Consider the following 20,498-nt stretch of genomic DNA (forward strand, 5'->3'; position numbering starts at 1 on the left):
CTCGTCGGCCGCCCGCCGAGCCTCGAACGGAGACACGCCCGCATGACGCTGCACGCCCGTACCCGTACCGACTCCCGCCGCGGCCGAGTCCTCGTCCGCGAACTCACCCGCGAGACCCGACGCGAGCGCTTCCTGCTGCTGCTCGCCCGCGCCGACCGAGGCGTGCTCACCCCCGAAGACTGCGCGGCCCTGCGCGCCGACGTCGAGGCCGAGGTCGCCGAGAGCGACACCCACCGCCGCAGCGCCGGCGGACAGCAGACAGCAGCGATGCGCCTGCACAAGCGGATCGAGGCCGCCGAGCAGGCCCTCGTCGAGACCGAGGCCGAGCGCGACGTCGCCCTCGCCGAGGCCGAGGCCCTGCGCGAGCAGCACGTCGTCACCGAGGGGGACCGATGAACCACACCCGAGCCACAGATCAGACCGTCGCTGCCCTGCGCCTCGTGCGTGAGAAGTGGGGCGCGCTGCTCGCCGCCGTCGAGGCGCCGCCCACCGCGGCCGACTGGCCGCCGAGGGAGACGACCGCGTTCCTCGACAAGGTCGCCACCGACGGGCCACTGCTCGTCGCGGACCGGGAGCCGTACGCCCTGCGCGCGCACCCCGCGCCGCTGAACCTCACTGCCCACGATGCCGTGGTCGCCGTCGAGAACATGCTGTTCGACCTCTCCGACACCTGCGCCGCCGTGACACAGGAGCACACCCCCCTCGACGAGCTGCACCGCTGGAACTACCGCACGCAGCACGGGCACGGCTCACGCACGCAGGGCGCCCACTGGGCAAGCGTCTACGTCGAGGGGCGCGTGCTCGGCGAGCAGACCGACGGGCCCGAGCCGCTGTTCGCTCCCCTGCCCGGGTGGGCGCTGCACGAGGCGCACCGCGTCGCCCGCCAGTGCGCCGACCGCGTACTGCGCACCCTGCGCCACGACGAGCGGTCGGCGAGCAGCCGGTACCCGTGCCCGTGGTGCGCGTCCCCCCTCACGCTGTACTCGGCCTCGGGGGACGTGCAGCGCATCACCTGCATGGGGGGCTCGCGCTGCTCGGCGCCGGTACCGCTCGACCTCGACGGACACCGCGTGTGGGAACGGTCCGACATGGGCCCGTTGCTCGCTCGGTTCGCCGCCGCCATGGGGGCCGGAGAAGTCGAGGCCGAACAGGCTTGCGCCGTTATCAGTTCGTGATCTAAGTTGGGGGGCGTCTCCGGCGTGCCCGGAAACCCGAACAGCTGCGCCCCGTCATCAGCATCGATGACGGGGCGCTCCTCAGAAGGCAGGGTTACTTGTGCTGTTGGGTGACCAGGTCGGGGAACTGGGCATCACGCTCAGTCAGGGAGATCCGTTCGGCCTCATGAAACGCACCGTAAAGCCACTGTTGGGGTAGCTCTTTATCGAGGGCGGTCGTCTCAACTTGCATGAGTGCGATCCGGCGAGTGGCGTACCGGTGACCGTCGCTCGCTCCCGCGATGAGCTCCAGCGTTCCCCTTGCGCCCGAGGGATCAGGAATGATCGAGAGCCGTACATATCGGCGTGGATGCTCGCTCTCGCTCTGGTAGGTCCACTCCACACCGCCGTGCCGATCGGCACCGTTCACCGTGAGCTCGTAGTGGCCGATGTCGTGGTCCTTCAGGTAGGACTCGACATTTGCCCCGTGAAGGTATTCCCGCACGTGTGACAGCCAGTATGGTTCGGTCATCTGATCGTCACCTCCCAGCCGGTCTCTATGGCCGCTCGGTCACAGCCCTGCGGCAAGTAGTACTGGACTCCGCCGCCCAACGGCTCCCGCGCAGGTCCACGTATCGGACGCTTTATGAGCGACAGGTCGATGTAAAAGACCGTCCGTCGCAGATTCTCCGGCACTGGCAGGGCGAGATACTGGGATGCTTCCTCGGGACTGTACGGAGTAGGTGTCGCATAGCATGCGCTCAAGCCGCCGTCCCGAGCAAGGCAACCGCGCCTTGATTCGTGAACGTAATGGAGCAGATACCTACGGCCGAGTTCCGCGGCTACCTCGTCAGGATCGCGGTCAATCATCCTGACCACGTCGACCGTGCCGGGCTGGCACTTGTCCGCCAGTTTCCCCAGGTCAAGCACGGTGGCCATCCATCCGGCAGCATGTGTCGCGGCTATCCATGCATCTTGTCCCATGGCATCCACCTGATCTAGTGCGTGATCTCCAGTATCTGGCCGTTCGCCTCTCATTGCATTCGGGGAGGAACAGCCGTGGCCCATCCAATTACCGACCGTGACCGCGACAAGGTCCGTGGACTACACGCTGAAGGCAAGTCCCGTAACGAGATCGCCCGGTCGATCGGGCGCAGCGCTGCCACCGTAAGCAAGATCGCCCGTGAGGAAGGGCTCACCTTCGCAGGGGGCGCCCGCGTCGCCGCCGCGACCGAGGCTCGACGAGCAGACGCTGCCGCACGCCGCGAGCAGCTCGCCGACGAGGCCCTCGACGGCGCCCTCGGGCAGGTCGCCCGGACGGCCGGCGCCGAGTCGGCGCGCGATGCCCGCGATCACGCCACCGCCGCCCGCGCCCTCACCGAGGTACACGCCCGCGTCGCCGAGCTCGCCCGCCACAGCAGCAACGGGAGCAGCGGCGGCTCGATGCTCGATCGCCTCGCCGACGCCCTGCTCGGGCCCCCGGCCGGAGGTGACCACGAGGGGGGTTAGTGACCACCCTCGCCCCGCTCTCCCCGAAACAGGTCGACTCGATCCGGGGCGCCACCCGCCGTATCAACATCTGGCACGGCAGCGTCAGGTCGGGAAAGACGATCGCCTCGCTCGTCTGCTTCCTGCTCATGATCCGGCGCGCCCCCGCGTCGGGCCTGATCGTCATCTGCGGTCGCTCGCTCCAGACGATCGAGCGGAACTGTCTCGACGTCCTAGCCGACCGGGCCCTGTTCGGCGACGTCGCGGCCGAGGTCCACCACACCCGCGGCGCCACCACCGCCGTGATCCTGGGGCGTGTCGTGCACCTCGTTGGCGCCTCGGACGCGCGCGCCGAGGGACGCCTGCGCGGCATGACCGCCTCGCTCGCCTACTGCGACGAGGTCACGCTGCTGCCCGCCGCTTTCTTCCGGCAGCTCCTCGCCCGCCTCTCCGTCCCCGGGGCGAAGCTGATCGGGACCACGAACCCCGACTCGCCCCGGCATTGGCTGCGGACCGACTACCTCGACCGCGCCGGCGACCTCGACCTCGCCGCCTTTCACTTCCGCCTCGCCGACAACCCCTCGTTGAGCGAGGCGTACGTCGCAGCGCTCGCCGCCGAGTTCACCGGCCTTTGGCGCCGGCGCATGATCCTCGGCGAGTGGGTCGTCGCCGAGGGCGCGATCTACGACGCCTACGACGAGCAGCAGCACGTCGTCGACGAGCTGCCCCCAATGCGCCGCTATTGGGTCGGCATCGACTACGGCACGGCGAACCCTTTCGCCTCACTGCTGCTCGGCCTCGGCGACGACGACCGGCTGTACGTGGTGAGCGAGTGGCGCCACGACTCCCGCCTCGCACACCGCCAGATGACCGACGCGCAGTACAGCCGCGCCGTCCGCGACTGGCTCGGCGAACTGGACGTCACTCCCGAGTGGACGTTCATCGACCCGAGCGCCGCCTCGTACTCCAATCAGCTTTGGGCCGACGGGCACCCCGGCGTCACCCGCGCGGTAAACGACGTCATCGACGGCATCCGCAGCGTGTCGAACGCGCTCGACGCCGACCTGCTGCGCATCCATCGCTCGTGCGAGGGGCTGCTCGGCGAACTGCCCAACTACGTGTGGTCAGAAGAGGCCGCCGCCCGCGGTGAAGACAAGCCGGTGAAGAAGGACGATCACAGCGTCGACGCCCTGCGCTACGTGATCCATTCAACGGCGCACGAGTGGCGCCCCCTGCTGGCACAAGCCGCATAACCCAACCCGACCACGGCCCCCGCCGCCGAGTCGGCGCGGGGGCTTTGCCATGCCCAAGGGGGGCCGCCATGCGCGCCGACTGGACCGACCGATTCCTCGCCCGGATCACCGACACCCCGGCCGGCTGCTGGCAGTGGACCGGCTACCTCATGCCCAACGGATACGCCCGCATCACCACCGGCGGCGAGCGCCAGTACGCGCACCGCGCCTCATACGAGGCGCTCGTCGAGCCGATACCCGCGGGTCTCGTGATCGACCACCTGTGCCGCAACCGCGGGTGCGTCAACCCCGCCCACCTGGAACCGGTCACGCAGCGAGTCAACGTCCTGCGGGGCGAGTCGCACGTCGCCGCCCGCGCCCGACAGACCGCGTGCATCCACGGCCACCCCTTCGACGAGGCCAACACCTACCGGGCCGGCAACGGCACCCGCAAGTGCCGCACGTGCCGCACGGCCGCGCGCGCCCGCGCACGGAAGCGAACGGGGGTGAGCTGTGCCGCTGCCTGAGACCAACACCCCGTGGCCCCCGCCGCACCTCGCCGCAACCCTCGCCGAGATCCGCATCGATGACGCTTGGTACTCGGGCGACCCCGCGAAGCTCACCGCCGTCTACGGCAACAGCCCAACACGCAAGGACGGCAGCTCGCGCCTGTGGGGGCGCCGCCGGACACCAACGCCCGGCAAGCGCGACGCCCGCCTGCACATCCCGCTCGCCGGCGACATCGCCACCGCGTCCGCCGATCTGCTGTTCAGCGAGCCGCCCACGTTCACCGTGACGGACCGCCCGACGCAGGATCGGCTCGACGAGCTGACCGACGCCGACGGCATCGCGAACACCCTGCTCGAATCCGCCGAGGTCGCCGCCGCCCTCGGCGGGGTGTACCTGCGGATCACCTGGGATCACTCGCTCGTCGACCGGCCGCTGCTCACCACCGTGCACCCCGACAGCGCGGTACCCGAGTTCTCGTTCGGCATCCTGCGCGCCGTGACCTTCTGGCACGAGCTCGCCTCGGACGGCGCGACCGTGCTCCGCCACCTGGAGCGGCACGAGCGTGGGCGCATCCTGCACGCCCTCTACCAGGGAACGCCCGACAACCTCGGCCGGCGCATCCCGCTGACCGAACACCCCGCCGTCGCACCGCTCGCCGACGCCCTCGGCCCCGATGGCGAGTCGATCGAGACCGGCATCGACCGGTTGACCGCCGCCTACGTCCGCAACATCGGCCCCAACCGCAAGCACCGCGGCTCGGACTTCGGACGCTCCGACTACGCTGCCCCGCTGTACGACTTGCTCGACGCCCTCGACACGACATGGACGAGTTGGATTCGCGACATCCGCCTCGCCCGCGCCCGCCTGATCATCCCCGACGCCTACCTGCGCGACCACGGCCCCGGCCGCGGCGCCTCGTTCGACGACGACCGGGAAATCTGGCAGCTCCTGAACATCCCGCCCACCGAGCAGGGCGGAGGGATCACCCTTTCGCAGTTCGCGATCAGGGTCGACGAGCACGAGCGGACGTCCGAAGCAGCCACCCGGCAAGCCGTACGGTCCGCCGGATACAGCGCGCAGACCTTCGGCATCGACGACCAGGGCGCCGCGATCACGGCGACCGAAGTCAAGGCGCAGCAGCGCCGGAGCATGACCACCAGAGGCAAGAAGATCCGCTACTACTCGCCGCCGCTCGGCGAGATGCTGCACGTCATGCTGCTGCTCGACCGCCTCATGTTCGGTCGCGGCATCGTGCCCGAGCGTCCCCGGATTGAGTTCGGGAGCACGGTGCGCGAGGACCCTGCCGCCCTCGCACAGACGCTCTCGCTGTTCCAGCAGGCGCAGGCCGTAAGCGTCGACACCAAAGTGCGCATGGTCCACCCCGAGTGGGACGAGGACGCTGTGCGGAGCGAGGTTGGCCGCATCCTCACCGAGACCGGGCAGGCAGTGCCCGACCCTATGCAGGCCGGGCAACTGCCTTAGCCCCTAACCCACGGGCCATCCAATGAACTTGTCGCCGTCCTCGTACACGAGCGCCATACCGGCAGACGTGACGAGCTCGGCCAAGTCGTCGACGGGGCGCTCGGGGAGCAGCACGACGAGTTGTGCATCCGTCGGCGGGATGTGGCGACGGTAGTCGTGCAACTGCCCTATGGCCATGCGTACCGCGTTGCGGCTACTGGTGCCCTTGAGCTCATAGAGCACGTTGTCGGTTGCGTCGTAGAGATCCGTCCAGAACGTGGAGGTCAGACCCTTTACGCGGATCTTGAAGCGATCGACCGTGTGGCCCTGCGCCTGAAGGAAGGCGAGGAACCGGTCGCTCAGTTCCGCCTCGCGTCGCGTGACCTCGACGGCGTCGCTCGCCTTGCGGGTCACGGTCTTCTTGGTGTTCTTCTCCGGCTTGGTTGCCTGTCCGGTGGTGGACTCGGCCGGCTGAAGAGCAAAGTACGGAAGATCGCTGATGGGCACGGCCGGCACGGTCTCGATGTCGTCATCGAGCGCTGGGGAAACGAAGTCCTCGGCGAGCTGCTCGGCCTCGGCAACGGGGCGCAGCCGGAAGACGTAGACCCATCGGAGGTCCTTGTTCTGGTCGAGCGCCTGTCGCCTTACGAACGGCTCGTCGTCGTCGACCTTGAACTCACCGACGTAGCGGTGCAGCTTGGTTCCGTTCTTGCCGTTTACGTACCCGACACAGATGAACAGGCGCAGCGTGCGATCGTCTGCTGCGTGGTTCAGTACCGACCCGTTGAAGCCCTTCAGGGTCTGGTTGCCCTCGACACCTTGACCGGTGTACTCGAAGATCGGGCCCTTTTCGTCTTCCTCGGCAAGCCAACCATCCTGGTATCCGTAGTCCTTGCCGCTGTCGTGGTCCGAATAGATCAGGACGTTGTCAGTCGTGGTGGACGGGATGATGCCGCCCTGCAAGCTGCCACCGAACACCTCCTTCAGTTCGGCGCGGGTGCGGATATCACCGAGGTTGATCTGCTCAGAGGTCATGCCCTCGACCGTACGGGGTACCACTGACAACGCGTCCGTGCGCGTACGGGGGGTGCCATGCCCATACACCCCGGAATGGTCGAGGATCTCTCGGCCGGCGTCCGTGACCTCTACGCGGACGCCGAGCAGCGGCTGCTCGGCATCGTTGCTCGGCAGCTCGCCGACGGGTTCGAGGCCCCAGGGTGGGCAACGAACAAACTGCGCGACGTACAGGCCCTGCGCCGCGGTGCGCAGGGGGTCGTCGACGCCCTCGCCGAGGCCACACGGTTGGAGGTGTTCGACGCGGTCGCCGAGGCGTACAACGTTGGCGCCCGCTCGGGCCTCGCCGAACTCGGCGCGCTGCACGACAACGATCTGCGCCGGATCGCCGACACCACTCCGAACACGCGCGCCGTTGACCGCCTCGCCGCCGAGACCGTCGATCTCGTCACGGCCACGCACCGCGGGATTCTCCGCGGCGTCGAGGACGGGTACCGGCAGGTGATCGCCGAGGTGTCGGCAACTCCCCTGCTCGGCATCGACACCCGCCGGCAGGCCACCCAATCGGCCATGGACCGGTTTGCCGATCGGGGCCTGCGGACGTTCGTCGACCGCGGCGGGCGCGCGTGGCAGATGACGAGCTACGCCGAGATGGCCGTACGGACGGCGACCGGCAGGGCCGCGGTCGAGGCACACGGCGACAAGCTACGCGCCGCCGGCCTCGACCTCGTGATCGTCAGCAACGCCCCGCACGAATGCCCCGTGTGCAAGCCGTTCGAGGGCAAGGTGCTCTCGCTCGACGGACCGGGCGGCGCCCGTTCGATCGAGGTCGAGCACGCCATCGAGGACGGGCGCAGCGTCCGCGTGGACATCGCCGGCAGCCTCGACGAGGCCCGGCAGCACGGATTCCAGCACCCCAATTGCCGACACTCCGTTGCCGCGTTCCTGCCCGGGGTGACCCGGGCACCGGTCGAGCACTCCGACGACCCCGACGGGTACGAGGCCACACAGAAGCAGCGCGCGATCGAGCGCGGGATCAGGAAGTACAAGAACCGCGCCGCCGCGGCGACGAGCCCCGAGGCCCGTCGGGCGGCCGAGGCCAAGGTGCGGCAGTGGCAGGCCAAGCAGCGCGCCCACCTCGCCGAGCACCCCGAACTCATTCGGCGCCGCGAGCGCGAGCAGCCCGGGGCCGGCAACCTGCCGACCACGGCGCCGCGCCCGCCGCAGGACGCGTTCGAGGCTGCGCGGGTCCGCTCCGGCGACGAGCGCACCCTGCCCGAGATGACCGACGAGCAGCTCGGCGCCGCCATCCGGCCCGGGGTACTCGATCAGCGCGACCTCGACCGCATCCGCGGCGAGGCCAAACGGCGCGACGATCAGGTGCTGCTCGACCGCATCCGCCCGCAGGGCCAGCTCGTTGAGAACCTCTCGCAGTTCTCCGACGACGAGCTCGCCGCCGTCGCCGTCCATCTGGGCGACGACGACATGCTGCGAATCATGGGCGAGATGGACCGGCGCGACATCGACGCGGCAATGCCCGGTATCCGACCGGACTTCGTCGGCATGTCCGAACGCGACCTCGCCGCCCGCGCCCGCAGCGTTCCAGAGGACCGGGCGGCGATCGGCGCTGAATTTCACCGCAGAGCCGCGCTCGAGAATTTGTTACCGGCCGGTAGGCTCGCCGCCGATTTGTCCGCCCTCGGCGACGACCTGCTCGTGTGGGGTGTGCGCTACGCCTCCCCCGAGGACGCCGCCCGGATCGCTGCCGAGATCGACCGCCGATACCCCGCCCCGCCCCCGCCCGCCCCCGCGGGCGCACGGGTCGCCGACACCCTCGCCACCCGGGCCGCCCTCGACGAGGCCATGCAGCCCGTACGCCTCGACGACGCGCCGCCGGCCGACCCCGACGAGTGGGGCGCCTACGGACGCGACCTCGAAAAGGGCCCCGACGGGACCGAGCACATGTCCGCCGTCGAACGGTGGGCGTACGAGCGGGAACTCGAAGCACGCGCGGCGCGCGAGGCGTACAGCCGCGAGGAGATCCGGGAGATGTACCGCGAGCACGTCTATTTGCAGGTGCTCGCCGCCGAGGACTACACCCGCGGATTCATGCTGAACCGCAAGGCGCGCGCCGCCGGCGTCGATCCCTTCTCTCTGTTCAGTGGCCCCGCACACGTCGCCTACGCGAGGGCGAGTGAGGACCTGATCCGCTTCTGGGAAGAGGTCTCGCCCCGCGTCACGCTGACCGAGTTCACCGAGCAGGTGACCGGCGCCCGGACCGCCGCAGGAGACACCGCACGCGCCGCCCGCGAGGACCAACGCAACAAGTTCTAGGGGGTGATCGCTTGGGGTTCCGTGAGGACGCCGTGCGCGCCCGCGAGGCCGGCGCCGCCGCCGCGGTCGCCGGCCGACCGGCGACCGAGTGCCCGCACCGCGGCGACGAGCCGCTGCTGCGCTCCGCATGGGTGCGCGGGTACGTCGCCGCCGAGCAGCAGCTCGAAACACCCGAGCCGTAGCCGCTCTCCCCTCGATATGGCCGCCGATCCGGTGGCCCTTCCTTCATGCCCGCACGAGCCCCGGAGGGCCGACCCACCATGCCCGAGAACACCCTCGACGGCCCACTGCCGATCCACCCCCGCACGGGCGAGAGCGCCCTCAGCTTCCGCCGCGACGGCCGCCCGATCTGGCCCATCAAGGGCGGCTCGGGTGAAGGCGGCGACCCGGGCACCCCGCCCGCCGCGGACCCGGCCACCGCCCCCAACACCGACCCCGCCGCACCGCCGGCCGCGAATCCCGCCGCCGAGCAGCAGCTCGCCGAGGCAACGACCCGAGCCGAGCAGGCCGCAGCCGAGCGCGACGAGCTGCGGACGGCGCTTGATGCCGTGACCCGGGCGCTCAACCCCAACGGGGGCGAGGCCGAGCAGGACCCGACCAAGCTCGCCGCCGCGGTCGCCGAGCGCGACCGGCTGCTCGCCGAGCACGCCGGCGAACTGCGCTCGGCCCGAGTCGAACTCGCCGTCGCCCGCGCCGCCGCCGACCAGGGCGCCCGCGGCGACCGCCTGCTGAACTCGCGCAGCTTCCTTGCCTCGGTCGCCGACCTCGACCCGACCGCGGCCGAGTTCGACACCAAGCTCGCCGCCGCGATCACCACGGCAGTCACTGCCGACCCCGACCTCTACCGCGCCGCACCCGCAGGGCCACCCCGCGGCGGCGCCGAATTCCACGGCGCCCCGGGCGGCGAACGCCGCGCCGCCACGCTGCACGACGCCGTCGCCGCCCGCATGAGCGGCGCCTAACCCCAGGAGAAACCGCTTTGCCTACCTCCCTTGCCGAGGCGCGGAACAACGCGCAGGACGACGTCGACACGATGGTGATCGACGAGTTCCGGAAGTCGTCCGACATCCTCGACCGCCTCACCTTCGACAACGTCGTGTCGCCGACCGGCGGCGACACCCTCACTTACGGATACCGGCGTCTGATCACGCAGCGCTCGGCCGACTTCCGCGCCCTGAACTCGGAGTACACCCCGGCCGAGGTCCAGACGCAGCGCTACACAGTCGATCTCGTGCCGCTCGGCGGCTCGTTCCAGATCGACCGGGTGATCGCCCGCATCGGGCCGGCCGCCTCGGGCGCCGTCACCCTCAACATGCAGCAGCTCATCAAGGCATCGCGGGCGCGGTTCGCCGATGCCGTGATCAACGGCGATAAGGCCGTCGAGACGAACGGGTTCGACGGTCTCTCGAAGATCCTCACCGGCAGCTCGACCGAGTACCTGCCGCTCGCGAACGGCGTTGCCGCGGGATTCCTGGACTGGACCGCGATCAACGACAAGGCTGCGGCGCTCGCCGCGCAGACGCACATCGACAACTGGCTCGCCGCCATGGATGACGCGCCCGATGTGATCTACGGCAACCGCAAGACCCTGTCGCTCTTCAAGCGGATTGCGGCATGGACCGAGCAGCTCGACAAGACGACCGACGCGTTCGGCCGCCCGGTCACCGCGTACAACGGCATCCCGTTGATCGACCTCAAGAGCAAGGCGGGGAGCAATGCCGATGTGATCGGCCTCGTGACCCGCGACCCGGACGGCGCGGGCGGGGGCGGGAACGTGACCGGTCTCGGCGACCTGTTCGCCGTCCGGTACGGGCTCGACGGTTTCCACGGTGCCTCGGTCGGGGGCGGCTCGCCGCTCGTGTCGACGTGGCTCCCCGAGTTCGACCGCTCCGGCGCCGTCAAGACCGGTGAAGTCGAAATGGGGCCCGTGGCGCCTGTTCTCAAGGCGACCAAGGCCGCTGCGGTACTGCGCAACATCAAGAGCGCGTGATGCCCGTGATCATGCGCATCACTGCCCCGGTCTCCGACTTCACCGGGGACGGGCCCGGCGGGATTCCGTTCGTCGACGGCGCCGCAACCACGAGCGATCCGGCCGTGATCGGCTACTGCCAGGGTGCCGGCTACACGGTCGAGCCCCTCGGCGACGATCCGCCGGATACCGAGCAGCACAGCGAGCAGGACGGCCCGGCCGACACCACGTCGACGGGCCGTTCTGCTGCCCGCAGCAAGAGGGGGTGATCGTGGCCCGCCAGCCCTACGCGACCCCCGAGCAACTCGCCGCATGGACCGGGCAACCGGCCCCCGCGGACGCCGAGCGACTCCTCGCACGGGCCGGCGAGGACATCGACTCGGCCCTGCTCACCGCGGTCTATCCCGTCGACGAGGACGGCGACCCCCTCGACCCCGAGGTGCGCGCCGCCCTCGCCAACGCCACATGCGCGCAGGTCGAGTTCCAGCTCGCCGGCGGCGACGACGGGACCGGCGCCGGCGGACAGTGGGACTCGGTCAGCATCGGCCCCGTGAGCCTGTCGGGGCGCAGCTCGCGCACCGCGGCGGCCGGCGTTGAACTCGCTCCGCGCGCCGATCGGGCGCTGCGCCGCGCGGGTCTGACCCCGGGGCGGGTGATCGGATGGTGAGCCGTATTCCCGAGGTGCTGCTGCGCCACCGCATCCGGATCGAGCCCTACCTCGGCGACGGCGCATACGGGCCCCGGTATGGCGCCGCCGTCCCCGCCGTGCCCGCCCTCGTCTCGCCCGCCGTTCGCATGGTGCGCACGCCCGACGGGCGCGAGGTCACCAGCAGCGCGCAGGTCATCGCCGCCCCCGATCTCGACTGTCCGCCCGGATCGCGGGTCACCCTGCCCGACGGCCGGACGGCGACCGCGCTCTCGATCACCCGCCACACCGCCCCGGGCCTGCCCGTGCCGGCCTGCTCGGAGGTGATGTGCGAATGAGCCGCGCCCGACTGCGCTGGACCGGCGACGCCGCCACCGCCGCGATCAAGCAGGCCGCCACCCGCGGACTGCTGCTCAGTGCCGAGCACGTGCTCGGGGCGAGCAGGCAGCGCGTACCGATCGCCGAGGGCACCCTTGAACGCTCCGGCGCGACCTCGGTTGACGAGGCCACCATGACGGCCGCCGTCAGCTACGACACCCCGTACGCCGCGCGGGTCCACGAGGACATGACCGCCCGGCACTCCCCCGGCCGCTCCGCGAAGTACGTCGAGTCGGTACTGCCCGAGACCGCCGGCGAGGTGCAGGCCCTGATCGCCGCGCAGATCCGGCGGGCGCTGCGCTCATGACCTACACCGTCGACCTGCTCGACGGTCTCGCCCGCCTGCTGCACGAGCAGGGGGTCGGCATCTACCGCCCCGACGGCGTGTACGCCGCGGGCGAGACCGCGATCACCATCGCCGCTCTTCCCCCGGTCCCCGACCGCGTGATCTGCCTCGCCGCCTACCCGGTCACCGACTCCCCCGTGCTCACCGACACGACCACCGGGATTCAGGCGCGCACCCGCGCGGGGGCCGACCCCCGCGAGGTCGACGCCCTCGACGACCAGGTGCACGAGGTGTTGCACGCGTCCGGCCCGCACCGCTTCGGCGCCGTCCCGGTGCAGCTCGTCTTTCGCGTCTCGGCCGCCCCGATCGGCGCCGACTCGGCCGGCCGCTGGGAGCGCTCCGCCAACTTCCACGTTCGCGCCCATCGGGCGCACCCCCACCTCGAATAAGGAGGCGCCCACTTGAGTACCCCGACGCCCCCGGCCGAGACCGTAACCGCGCTCGCCCGCCGCTACCGCCTTGAGCTGGACATGGGCACGACGCCCGGAACCCCGATATGGACCCTCGTTCCGGGAGTCACCGAGTTCACGCCGAAGATCGAACCGACTCAGCAGGAGGTGACGACCTACGACGCCGAAGGGTGGAGCGAGCAGGCCGTGACCATGCTCGCGTGGTCCATCGAGACCACGATCGCCCACCGCGCGCACCCCGTGACCGGCAAGTTCAACAGCGCCCAAGAGGCCCTGCGCAAGGCATCCCGCAGCTTCGGCGCCAAGTCATACGTGAGCGTCCGCTACTACGACCGCAACGGCGCCGACGACGCGCAGCAGGGCCTCGCCCTGGTGACGTGGGAACCAGACGGGGGCGGACCCGACGAGGTCGACACGATCAAGGTCACCTTGACCGGTTCGGGCCCGCTCGCCGAGATCACCAACCCCGCGGCCGGTGGCGGAACCTTCGCCGCCAAGGGGGGTGACGCGTAGTGGCGTTCGAGGAACTCGGCGAACTGCTCGACGAGTCAATCGAGCTGCCCGTCGCCGGCCGCCTCTACACCGTGCCCGCGCCGTCGGCCGAGATCGGCCTGCGGACACAGGCGCTCATCCACGCCGCCGCAGTCGCCGCCGATGGTGGGCGCGCCGACGAGCAGGTGCTCGGCGACGCCGCCGAGCGCGACCTCTACCGAGACGTACTCGGCTCCGCTCACGACGAGATGATCGCCGACGGCGTGAAGTGGCCGACGCTCAAACACTGCGCGATCACCGCCATGGTGTGGATCGCGCAGGACAAGACGGCCGCCGAACGATACTGGACCGCGGCCGGCGACCCTTCTCGGCTGGCCCCGAACCGGGCGGCCCGCCGGCACCAGTCGGGTGCGGCGAGTTCGACGCCGAGTCGGGGCTCTACGAGTGGTACGAGTACCCGCCCGGCGCCCGCCCGCGGCGCGGGCAAGAAGGGCCGCAAGCGTCACTGACGTGGGCGGCGATCCTCGCCGAGTGGCCGCTCGTCGAGGCTGACTTGCACGAGGTCTACGGCATCGACGTAGGCGACCCCGGGCTGCTGCAAGCCCGTTCCTGGCGATGGCTGCGCGTGCGCATCCTCGCTCTTCTCTCGGCCGAGTCTCGCCTTGCTCGGGTGCTCACCCCTCCGCCCGATGCCTCCCCGACGGGAGGTGCACCCGCCAGGAGGTGAGCCCGTGGCCCTCATGGTGGGCGAACTCGCCGCCACAATCACGATCGACGACTCGGGCGCAGATGCCGGAATGGCGCGCGCCCGCGCCGCGGTGCAGGCGGGCGGCGACCAGATCGCCGCCGCGGCCGATCAGGCAGGGCAGGAAGCGGGCGACGCGCTCGGCGACGGTCTCGCCGAGGGCGCGGCCGACGGCGGCGAGCGCGCGTCCTCCGGCATGGGGGCCGCGCTGAAAGGTTTCGCCGCCGCCGCGGTTGGCGGGGCGATCGGTACCGCGCTCATGGGCGGCATCGCCGAAGCCATGGACCGGGGCAAGGTCGCCGGCAAGCTGCAAGCGCAGCTCGGTACCTCGGGCCCCGTCGCCAAGGAATACGGCAAGGTCGCCGGCGCCCTCTACTCAGGCGCGATCGTCGAGTCGGTCGCCGACGGCGCAGACATCCTGAAAGGGATCGCACAGCAGGGCCTGCTGCCGCCCGAAGCGACGCAGGGCCAGATCAAGCAGATGGCGACCCGCGTCGCCGACACGGCCTCGGTCATGGGCGAGGACGTCGGCAAGGTGTCCCGCGCCGTCGGCGTGATGCTGAAATCCGGCATCGCGAAAAACGCCGAAGAAGCAATGGACGTCCTCGTAAAGGGCAGCCAGTCGGGCACAAATGCCGCCGAGGATTTGCTCGACACTTTCGCGGAATACCCGACGCAATTCCGCGATCTAGGGCTCGACGCACAGACCGCAATGGGCCTCATGCAGCAGGGCCTGCAAGGCGGTGCACGTGACGCGGATACCGTCGCGGACGCGCTGAAAGAGTTCGCGATCCGCTCGAAGGACATGAGCAAGGGGAGCGTAGAGGCTTTCCAGTCCATCGGGCTCAACGCGGACGTAATGGCGAAGACGTTCACCAAGGGTGGACCGGAAGCATCGAAAGCCCTCGGGGAAGTCCTTACCCGCATCAAGGCAATCAAGGACCCCGCCGAGCGAAATGCAACGGCAGTCGCGCTATTCGGAACCAAGGCCGAGGATCTACAGCAAGCCCTTTTTAAACTCGACCCGAAAACCGCAGTCGCCGCCCTCGGCAATGTCAAGGGCGCAACGGATGCGGCGGGCGACGCAATGCGCGATAACGCCGCGACGAAATTCGAGGCTTTCAAGCGGGCGGCGATCGACAAAGTCGTTACCGTCCTCGGGAACAACGTCGTTCCCGCGCTCGAAACGGCGGCCGACTGGATCGGCGAGGGTGGCCTCGGCGGTGCGCTGCGCGCGTCGGTGGGGTGGATCGGCGAGCACTCGACGGCGCTCTCGATCGCCGCCGGCGTGATCACGGTCCTGATGATCCCGACGCTCGTCGCGCTCGGCATCACCGCATGGACAACCACCACGGCCGTTGTGACAGGTTGGGCCACGCAGACCGCGGCCGGCGCCGTTGCAGCGGCGCGGTTCGTCGCGCTCAACGTGATGATGCTCGCCGGTTGGGTGTCACAGGGCGCGGGTGCGGCTGCTGCCGCGCTGCGCGTGGTCGGCGCGTGGGTCCTCATGGGCACACAGAGCCTGATTCAAGGCGCCCGCATGGCCGCTGCCTGGCTTATCGCCATGGGCCCGGTAGGGCTCATCATCGCCGCTGTAGTCGGCATCGTCGCGCTTGTTGTCGCCAACTGGGACACGATCGTTTCGGCGACGTCGGCCGCTTGGGATTGGGTGTGGGGCAAGCTCAAGTGGGTCGGTCAGATGATCCTCGATTTCTTCCTGAACTGGACGCTAGTCGGGCTGATCATCAAACACTGGGATGCCATCAAGAGTGGCACCGTATCCGCATGGAATGCCACCGTTGAATGGGTCCGCGGCATCCCGGGCCGCATCGTCGATTTCTTCCTGAACTGGACGCTCGTCGGGCTCATCATCAAGCATTGGGATTCGATCAAGTCCGGAACCGTCCGCAAGGCCGGTGAAATGCTCGATTGGGTGCGCGGTCTGCCCGGAATGATCGCCGGATACTTCGGCAATTTTGGCTCGATGCTCTACGACAGCGGCCGTGATCTGATCTACGGATTGTGGAACGGCATCCGCGGCATGGGCAGTTGGCTGCGATCAACCCTGATGTCTTGGGCCAAGAATCTCATTCCGGGGCCCATCGCAAAGGCGCTCGGAATTCACTCTCCGAGTCGCCTCATGCGCGACAAGATCGGAAAATTTATCCCCGCGGGAATCGTCGAGGGCATCAAAGCGGGCGCCCCCGCAATCGACCGCACCATGCGCAGCCTCGTCCCCGTTCCCGAACCGCAGTTCGCCACCGCAGGCGCGCCCGCCAACGGTGCGCGCTCGGGAGGGGGTTGGGGCGGTCCGGCAGTCCACATCGAGAACTGGAACGCAGGCAGCGCGACCGCGGATCAGACCGCGGCAGCGCTCGCCTGGCACGCCAAGGGCAGGGGGTGACCATGGCAGCGGGCGACATGGTCACCCGTCCCGGGCACGTGCAGTTCGGCGACGAGCTGCTGCTCGGCCCCGGCACCGCCTACCGGTGGCGGACCCTCGCCGGGTGGGAGGACTCCCCCGGTCTCGACTCGGGCACCGTCCCGCGGTCGGACGCGCACGGCGCCTACCCCGGCCGGCTGCTCGCTCAACCCCGGACAATCACGCTCGACGACGTCGTGATCCGTACCGAGCCGCGCCGGATGGGCACCGCCGTGCGCACCCTGCGCGCGGCGACCGCGCTCCGCGACGACGAGCAGCCGCTCGTCGTGATGCTCGACGACGAGCCGCCCCTGCTGTGCTTCGCCCGCTGCCTGCGCCGCTCGATCCCCGTCGGAGTAGGCGGGTACGCGATCGGCGTCGTGCAGGGGGCGGCGCTCCAATTCGAGGCGACCGACCCCCGCCGGTACAGCCTCGTCGAGCAGCAGGCCGAGACCGGGCTGCCAGCGGCCGAGCCTGGCCTCGACTGGCAGGTGTCCCCGGGGCCGGAACGGCTGCTCTACCCGCTCCAGTTCGGGAGCCCTGGCAGTACGGGGTCGCTGCTCGCCGTCAACGACGGCGACGCCCCGAGTCATCCCGTGATCGCGATCCGGGGCCCGGTCTCTCTCCCGTCGGTGACCAACCTCGCGACGGGTGAGGCGATCGAGTACGACCTCGACCTCGCGCTCGACGACGAGCTCGTGATCGACACCCGCGAGGGCACGGTGACGCTCAACCGGACCGCGGCGCGGCTCTACACCGCGACCGCCCGCAGCGCTCCCGAGCAGGTATTCACCCTGCCGCCCGGTACGACCTCGCTCCTGTTCCGCGCGGCCCCCGGCAGCACCGACCCCCGCGCCTCGTGCTCCCTGCGATGGCGCTCCGCCCACTGGTAAGGAGGACCCGACTTGACCGTGCGTGCCGGATGGCTGCTCCCTACCGGGCAGACCCGCGAGGACACCCGCCTAGCGCCACTGGGCACCATGGCGCCCGAGTCCGCGATGACGTCCCGCGACGGCGTGATCGCTGGCGGAACCGCGCTGAACGCGACCGGGGCCGGCGCCATGCAGGTGCAGATCGGCGTCGGCCGCGCCCTCGTGCAAGGCACCGACGCTCAAGGCGCCTACCCGGTGGCCGTGACCGCCCCCGAGACAATCACCATCGGCGACGGACACGCACAGTACGCGCGGATCGACGCCGTAGTGCTGCGCGTCTACGACTCCTTGTACGACACCAGCGGTCAGACCCTCGCCCGCGTCGAAATCATCCGCGGCGCCGAGACCGCGACGCCGACCCCGCCCTCACTCCCCTCGGCCGCGCTGCGGCTCTGGGAGATCACCGTTCCGGCCGGCACCTCAGCCGGAACGGGCGGGATCACCTGGGCCTCGGCCCTCGCGGACCGCCGCCGCTACACCGCGGCGTACGGCGGGATCATCCCCCGCGGGTGGGGACTGTCCTTCCCCGGCGCGTACGCGGGTCAGTACCGCGACAACGGAACCGGGCTGGACCGGTGGGACGGCGCCGCGTGGCAGCCCCTCGAACCCACGGTCGGATGGGCGCCGCTCACCCTCGCCGCGGGCTACACCAACAACGGCAACGCGCAGGGCGACATCAAGTACCGCCGGATCATCGTCGCCGGCGTCCCCTTCCTACAGCTGCGAGGCGGCGTCTCGTGGGCGACCTCGGGCTCACCCCCGAACACCGGCAACCTGCTCGCCGTCATGCTGCCGGCGAACTGCCGTCCCGCTGCCCTCACGTCCGTACCGATCGCAGCGGGCGGCGCCGCCATCAAGTTGGACGCGCAGACCAGCGGGCAGCTACGGCTTATCTCCAGCGCGGGACTGACCACGTGGGCCGCACTCTCCGGGGTGCAGTACCCCCTCGACGCGTAAGGGGGTGATCGTCTGATCGCCCCCGCGTACCGAGTTGTCCTGTGCGACCTGCGCACCGATCAGGTGCTCGACATCCTGCCCGTGAGCGACGTGTCGCTCGACGACTACATCGGCAAGATCGGCTCGGCCGCGGCGACCGTGCCCCTGCCGAACCGGCAGATCGCCGCGCGCGTCCGCGACGCTCTCGGACTCGGCCGTACTGCGATGTGGATCGAGCGCGGCCCTGACATCTGGTGGGGCGGCATCCCATGGACCGCCAACCTCACCAGCAATGAGCGCGGCGACCTCGGCCTGCGGATACAGGCCGGCGGGTGGGCTTCCTACCTCGACCACCGCGCGATCTTCGATACACAGCAGGCCGTCGGTGTCGATCAGTTCGACATCGTCCGGGGCCTGATCGACTACAGCGCGAGTCTGACCGGCGGCGACATCGGCATCGAGTACGACGCCGAGCAACTCTCGGGGGTCCTGCGCGACCGTACGTACCGCCGCTACGACCAGCCGCGCATACGCGAGGTCATCGACCAACTCGCCGCGGTCGAGGGCGGGTTCGAGTGGCGGATCGCGAGCTACCGCGACACGGGCAGCGGCCGGCGCATCAAGCAGTTGCAGCTCGGGGCGCCCGTGATCCGTACGGGCGAGTCCGAGATCGTCCTCGACCACCCCGGGCCGATCCTCTCCTACGACTGGCCCCTCGACGCGACCGTGCGCGCCAACGTCTGGCAGAGCAGGGGAGCGTCAGACAACAGGAACCAAACCGCCGAGTCCCTGCCGATGATGACCGAGCTGCTCGTCGACGACGACCAGCTCGACGCCGGATGGCCGCGCCTCGACGGGACCTCGGATTACACCACCGTGACCGACCCCGCGACGCTCGCCGCGCACGCCCGCGCCGACCTCGCCGCCGCGCTCACCCCGCGGCCGATTCCCGAGCTGACGGTCGTCCTCGACCGCGTCCCGCTCTCGCCCGCGCTGCTCGGCGCCACCGTCCGCGTACGCATCCGTGATCTGTGGTGGGCCGAAGGGCTCGACCAGCGGTACCGCGTCGTCGGCCTCGCCATCAGTCCACCCCTACGCGGCCGGCCCGAGACCGCGAAACTCTTCCTGGAGGCCGCCTAGTGGCAGCGATCCCCCTCGACCTGCTCGACCGCATCCGCGAACTCGAACGCAAGGTTCGCGAACTCACCGGCCGCGCCAACATGCGCCCCGCCCTCGATCAGATCCTGCACGGCGACATCACCATCGGCGAGGGCGGACAGCTCATCGCCCAGACGCCCGAGGGCGTCGCGACTTTCAAGGTCGGCCAGACCCCCCAAGGTGACTGGGGCGTGTTCGTCCGTCGGGCCTCTGGAACGCGGGCCCTTACGGTCGGCGACGACATCCTCGAAGACGATCAGATGATCCGCATCTGGAGCCGCGACAAAGAGCGCCCGACCCCAATCCTCATGGATGACGCGTTCTCCGACCGGTTCCTCGGCCGGCCCATGCTGCCGATGCAGCTCCACCCCACCGAGCGGCAGAACACCCCCCAGACCACCTATCAACCGGCGTGGTGGGGGTCAGGGCCGGCAACGCACGCGGTCGCCGAGATCGAGCTGTATACCTACGCCAACACCGGGGGCGGGCAGGTCAAGGTCAGCATGAAGCCCGAGGGCGGAACCTCGATCACGGTCGCCGAGTACGACTGTCCGGCCGGCACGTGGACGAATCGATTCATTACGCAGCCCATGCACGACGTCGAGTTCATGCAGTGGGTCGAGTGGACGGTCGAGCACCGCAACAAGGAAGCAGGCCGGGACATCGAGACCCGCCTCTACTCGGCGCTCTACCGCCACACCTACACCCCCGACGAGGCCCCCCGCGTGCCGACCCGCACCCCGACGCCCACGGCCACCGCCCAACAGGGCACAGGCCCCGCGGTGACCGAGACGCCGGCCGAACCCAAGCGGCTCGACTCCGTGCGCACCACATCAGGGCTGCGCACGATCGACGACTAAGGAGGGTCCTG

The 20,498-nt window shown here is 70.1% G+C and carries 25 protein-coding genes; 22 read left to right on the top strand and 3 right to left on the bottom strand.

Translation table 11 applies throughout. The features are described from left to right. Both AB0I68_RS24795 and AB0I68_RS24800 read left to right on the top strand, forming a co-directional pair. Window positions 1–396, top strand: a 396-nt coding sequence (locus AB0I68_RS24795) for a hypothetical protein (protein WP_363179545.1), incomplete at its 5' end; no start/stop codon positions are given. Next, window positions 393–1,175 carry a hypothetical protein gene (locus AB0I68_RS24800; RefSeq protein ID WP_363179546.1) on the top strand — a complete coding sequence of 261 codons (783 nt, stop codon included), beginning with the start codon at window positions 393–395 and terminating at the stop codon, window positions 1,173–1,175. The genes AB0I68_RS24795 and AB0I68_RS24800, both read left to right, overlap by 4 nt. A 94-nt stretch (window positions 1,176–1,269) precedes the next feature. Here AB0I68_RS24800 and AB0I68_RS24805 read toward each other — a convergent pair whose 3' ends face one another. Then, window positions 1,270–1,686, bottom strand: a complete 417-nt coding sequence (locus AB0I68_RS24805; RefSeq protein WP_363179548.1) for a hypothetical protein — start codon at window positions 1,684–1,686, stop codon at window positions 1,270–1,272. Beyond that, a complete protein-coding gene (locus AB0I68_RS24810) occupies window positions 1,683–2,138 on the bottom strand; it encodes a hypothetical protein (RefSeq protein ID WP_363179549.1) in 456 nt (151 codons plus the stop codon). Before AB0I68_RS24810 ends, AB0I68_RS24805 begins: the two co-directional genes overlap by 4 nt. Window positions 2,139–2,213: 75 nt before the next feature. On the opposite strand from AB0I68_RS24810, the gene AB0I68_RS24815 reads away from it, so the two are divergent. From AB0I68_RS24815 to AB0I68_RS24830, 4 genes are all read left to right on the top strand, one after another. Next, window positions 2,214–2,663 (top strand): helix-turn-helix domain-containing protein, encoded by a 450-nt coding sequence (locus tag AB0I68_RS24815; protein WP_363179550.1) that lies wholly within the window; start codon window positions 2,214–2,216, stop codon window positions 2,661–2,663. Then, a complete protein-coding gene (locus AB0I68_RS24820; protein WP_363179551.1) occupies window positions 2,663–3,895 on the top strand; it encodes a PBSX family phage terminase large subunit in 1,233 nt (410 codons plus the stop codon). Before AB0I68_RS24815 ends, AB0I68_RS24820 begins: the two co-directional genes overlap by 1 nt. A 68-nt stretch (window positions 3,896–3,963) precedes the next feature. Continuing rightward, window positions 3,964–4,401 carry an HNH endonuclease signature motif containing protein gene (locus AB0I68_RS24825; protein ID WP_363179552.1) on the top strand — a complete coding sequence of 146 codons (438 nt, stop codon included), beginning with the start codon at window positions 3,964–3,966 and terminating at the stop codon, window positions 4,399–4,401. Next, window positions 4,388–5,866: a phage portal protein gene (locus tag AB0I68_RS24830; protein ID WP_363179553.1), complete on the top strand. Its 1,479-nt coding sequence runs from the start codon at window positions 4,388–4,390 to the stop codon at window positions 5,864–5,866. Before AB0I68_RS24825 ends, AB0I68_RS24830 begins: the two co-directional genes overlap by 14 nt. Window positions 5,867–5,869: 3 nt before the next feature. On the opposite strand, the gene AB0I68_RS24835 is transcribed toward AB0I68_RS24830, so the two are convergent. After that, on the bottom strand, window positions 5,870–6,880 hold the full coding sequence (locus AB0I68_RS24835) for a hypothetical protein (protein ID WP_363179554.1): 1,011 nt from the start codon (window positions 6,878–6,880) through the stop codon (window positions 5,870–5,872). Between the two features lie 57 nt (window positions 6,881–6,937). Between AB0I68_RS24835 and AB0I68_RS24840 the strand changes: the two genes are divergently transcribed. The 16 genes from AB0I68_RS24840 (at window position 6,938) to AB0I68_RS24915 (ending at window position 20,487) form a co-directional block, all read left to right on the top strand. Then, window positions 6,938–9,193 carry a phage minor capsid protein gene (locus AB0I68_RS24840; protein WP_363179555.1) on the top strand — a complete coding sequence of 752 codons (2,256 nt, stop codon included), beginning with the start codon at window positions 6,938–6,940 and terminating at the stop codon, window positions 9,191–9,193. Window positions 9,194–9,204: 11 nt separating this feature from the next. After that, entirely contained in the window at window positions 9,205–9,375 is a 171-nt protein-coding gene (locus tag AB0I68_RS24845; RefSeq protein ID WP_363179556.1) for an Rmf/CrpP fold protein, read from the top strand. Between the two features lie 78 nt (window positions 9,376–9,453). Further along, window positions 9,454–10,155, top strand: coding sequence for a hypothetical protein (locus AB0I68_RS24850; RefSeq protein WP_363179557.1), 702 nt, complete (start codon window positions 9,454–9,456; stop codon window positions 10,153–10,155). A gap of 17 nt (window positions 10,156–10,172) precedes the next feature. Continuing rightward, on the top strand, window positions 10,173–11,183 hold the full coding sequence (locus AB0I68_RS24855; RefSeq protein ID WP_363179558.1) for a major capsid protein: 1,011 nt from the start codon (window positions 10,173–10,175) through the stop codon (window positions 11,181–11,183). Between the two features lie 11 nt (window positions 11,184–11,194). After that, on the top strand, window positions 11,195–11,431 hold the full coding sequence (locus tag AB0I68_RS24860; RefSeq protein ID WP_363179559.1) for a hypothetical protein: 237 nt from the start codon (window positions 11,195–11,197) through the stop codon (window positions 11,429–11,431). A gap of 2 nt (window positions 11,432–11,433) precedes the next feature. After that, entirely contained in the window at window positions 11,434–11,829 is a 396-nt protein-coding gene (locus AB0I68_RS24865; protein WP_363179560.1) for a hypothetical protein, read from the top strand. Beyond that, window positions 11,823–12,146 (top strand): hypothetical protein, encoded by a 324-nt coding sequence (locus AB0I68_RS24870; protein ID WP_363179561.1) that lies wholly within the window; start codon window positions 11,823–11,825, stop codon window positions 12,144–12,146. The genes AB0I68_RS24865 and AB0I68_RS24870 overlap by 7 nt, the downstream gene beginning before the upstream one ends. Further along, the gene (locus AB0I68_RS24875; RefSeq protein WP_363179562.1) at window positions 12,143–12,493 is read left to right on the top strand and encodes a hypothetical protein; all 351 of its coding nucleotides are present in this window, start codon (window positions 12,143–12,145) and stop codon (window positions 12,491–12,493) included. The genes AB0I68_RS24870 and AB0I68_RS24875 overlap by 4 nt, the downstream gene beginning before the upstream one ends. Next, window positions 12,490–12,921 (top strand): minor capsid protein, encoded by a 432-nt coding sequence (locus AB0I68_RS24880; RefSeq protein ID WP_363179563.1) that lies wholly within the window; start codon window positions 12,490–12,492, stop codon window positions 12,919–12,921. Before AB0I68_RS24875 ends, AB0I68_RS24880 begins: the two co-directional genes overlap by 4 nt. 12 nt (window positions 12,922–12,933) lie before the next feature. Continuing rightward, the gene (locus tag AB0I68_RS24885) at window positions 12,934–13,455 is read left to right on the top strand and encodes a hypothetical protein (RefSeq protein WP_363179564.1); all 522 of its coding nucleotides are present in this window, start codon (window positions 12,934–12,936) and stop codon (window positions 13,453–13,455) included. Continuing rightward, complete coding sequence (locus AB0I68_RS24890) at window positions 13,455–13,943, top strand: hypothetical protein (protein WP_363179565.1); 489 nt, start codon at window positions 13,455–13,457, stop codon at window positions 13,941–13,943. Before AB0I68_RS24885 ends, AB0I68_RS24890 begins: the two co-directional genes overlap by 1 nt. A 231-nt stretch (window positions 13,944–14,174) precedes the next feature. Next, window positions 14,175–16,583: a phage tail tape measure protein gene (locus tag AB0I68_RS24895; RefSeq protein WP_363179670.1), complete on the top strand. Its 2,409-nt coding sequence runs from the start codon at window positions 14,175–14,177 to the stop codon at window positions 16,581–16,583. Window positions 16,584–16,585: 2 nt separating this feature from the next. Further along, window positions 16,586–17,494 carry a hypothetical protein gene (locus AB0I68_RS24900; protein WP_363179566.1) on the top strand — a complete coding sequence of 303 codons (909 nt, stop codon included), beginning with the start codon at window positions 16,586–16,588 and terminating at the stop codon, window positions 17,492–17,494. Between the two features lie 12 nt (window positions 17,495–17,506). Further along, window positions 17,507–18,490, top strand: a complete 984-nt coding sequence (locus tag AB0I68_RS24905; protein WP_363179567.1) for a hypothetical protein — start codon at window positions 17,507–17,509, stop codon at window positions 18,488–18,490. A gap of 81 nt (window positions 18,491–18,571) precedes the next feature. After that, on the top strand, window positions 18,572–19,609 hold the full coding sequence (locus AB0I68_RS24910) for a hypothetical protein (RefSeq protein ID WP_363179568.1): 1,038 nt from the start codon (window positions 18,572–18,574) through the stop codon (window positions 19,607–19,609). Then, window positions 19,609–20,487 (top strand): hypothetical protein, encoded by an 879-nt coding sequence (locus tag AB0I68_RS24915; protein WP_363179569.1) that lies wholly within the window; start codon window positions 19,609–19,611, stop codon window positions 20,485–20,487. The genes AB0I68_RS24910 and AB0I68_RS24915 overlap by 1 nt, the downstream gene beginning before the upstream one ends. The last annotated feature ends 11 nt before the right edge of the window (window positions 20,488–20,498 follow it).

Origin of the sequence: Streptomyces sp. NPDC050448 (assembly GCF_040655295.1) — a bacterium.
Lineage (GTDB): Bacteria > Actinomycetota > Actinomycetes > Streptomycetales > Streptomycetaceae > Streptomyces.